This window comes from Kitasatospora sp. NPDC048365, assembly GCF_043200835.1.
Classification (GTDB): Bacteria; Actinomycetota; Actinomycetes; order Streptomycetales; family Streptomycetaceae; genus Kitasatospora; species Kitasatospora terrestris.
In genome coordinates, this window is the sequence record NZ_JBICYJ010000108.1 from 1 (window position 1) to 1,432 (window position 1,432).

Sequence of the window (1,432 nt, forward strand, 5' to 3'; positions counted from 1 at the left end):
GGTCACGTCCGCTGGAGTGGTGTATCGACGGCCACTCGGTGATCCGGTTTCAGGCTAGGCGGTCAGGGCTGTGGTGATGCTCTCGTCGGGGGTTTCTCCCTCGATCGGGTGGAGGCGGCAGCGACCGAGGATCTCGGAGCCGATGTAGCGACGCTGTTCGGCCCACTCGTCGCTCTGCTCGGCCAGCACCGCCCCGATCAGCCGGATGACCGAGGACCGGTCGGGGAAGATTCCGACGACATCGGTGCGACGCCGGATCTCCTTGTTCAGCCGCTCCTGCGGGTTGTTCGACCAGATCGACTTCCAGACCGTCCGGGGGAAGGCGGCGAAGGCCAGCAGGTCCTCGCGGGCGCTCTCCAAGTGTTCTGCGGCCTTGGGGAATCGCTCGTCGAGGGTGGCGATGACGGTGGCCATCTGCTTGCGGACCGCGCCCGCGTCGGGCTGTTCGAAGACGGTCCGCAGCAGGGTGGCGACCCAGGGCTGGGCGGACTTCGGGACCTGCGAGAGCAGATTGCGCGCATAGTGCGTTCGACACCGCTGCCAGGACGCGCCGGGCAGGGTCGCGCCGATCGCATCGACCAGGCCGGCGTGGGCGTCGGAGACCACCAGCTTGACCCCGCCCAGGCCGCGGGCGACCAGCGAGCGCAGGAACGCCAGCCAGCCGGCCCCGTCCTCGCTGGTGGCGACGTCCAGGCCCAGCACTTCGCGCTGGCCCTCGTTGTTGACACCGACAGCGACCAGGCAGTGGACGTTGACGACGCGGCCGCCCTCGCGGACCTTCTGCGTCAGGGCGTCCACCCAGACGAACGTGTAGGGGCCCTGGTCGAGCGGGCGGTGGCGGAACTCGGCCACCCGCTCGTCGAGGTGCTTGGCCATCTCGCTGACCTGGGACTTCGACAGCTGGGTGACGCCGAGGCTCTCGGCGAGTTTCTCCACCCGCCGGGTCGAGACGCCGAGCAGGTAGCAGGTCGCGACCACCGAGATCAGGGCCTGCTCGGCCCGGCGCCGGCGCTCCAGCAGCCAGCTCGGGAAGTAGGTGCCGGAGCGGACCCTGGGGATCGCCAGGTCGATCGTGCCGACACGGGTGTCCCAGTCCCGATTCCGGTATCCGTTACGGGAGTTGACCCGGTCCTCGCTCGGCCGGCCGTACTCGCCGCCGCAGGCCCGGTCGACGTCGGCGGACATCATCGCCTCGGCGAAGCTCTTCACCATCGCCCGCAACAAGTCGGGACTCGCCGAGGCCAGGTTCTCCTCCAGCAGGGCGGCAAAGGGCACACTGTCAGGTGCGGTCATCGTGCTGTGACTCCTTCAAGAGCTTGGTCGTTCTCGAAGAATCAGCCGATGGCCGTCTTACGTTTTCAGGTGACACCCGCTACCGGGACGAAACCCCCGGAATGGGTGGAACCCGTACACCACTTCCCTGGACGCAACC

Annotated in this window: 1 protein-coding gene; it reads right to left on the reverse strand. The window is 68.4% G+C overall.

Going from position 1 to position 1,432, the window contains the following annotated elements:
* Positions 1–54: 54 nt before the first annotated feature.
* Entirely contained in the window at positions 55–1,293 is a 1,239-nt protein-coding gene (locus ACGFX4_RS41325) for an IS256 family transposase (protein WP_393086390.1), read from the reverse strand.
* Positions 1,294–1,432: the final 139 nt, after the last annotated feature.

Excerpts from the sequence above, each read along its gene's own strand:
- ACGFX4_RS41325 (WP_393086390.1), bottom strand. The coding sequence starts at position 1,293 with ATGACCGCACCTGACAGTGTGCCCTTTGCCGCCCTGCTGGAGGAGAAC.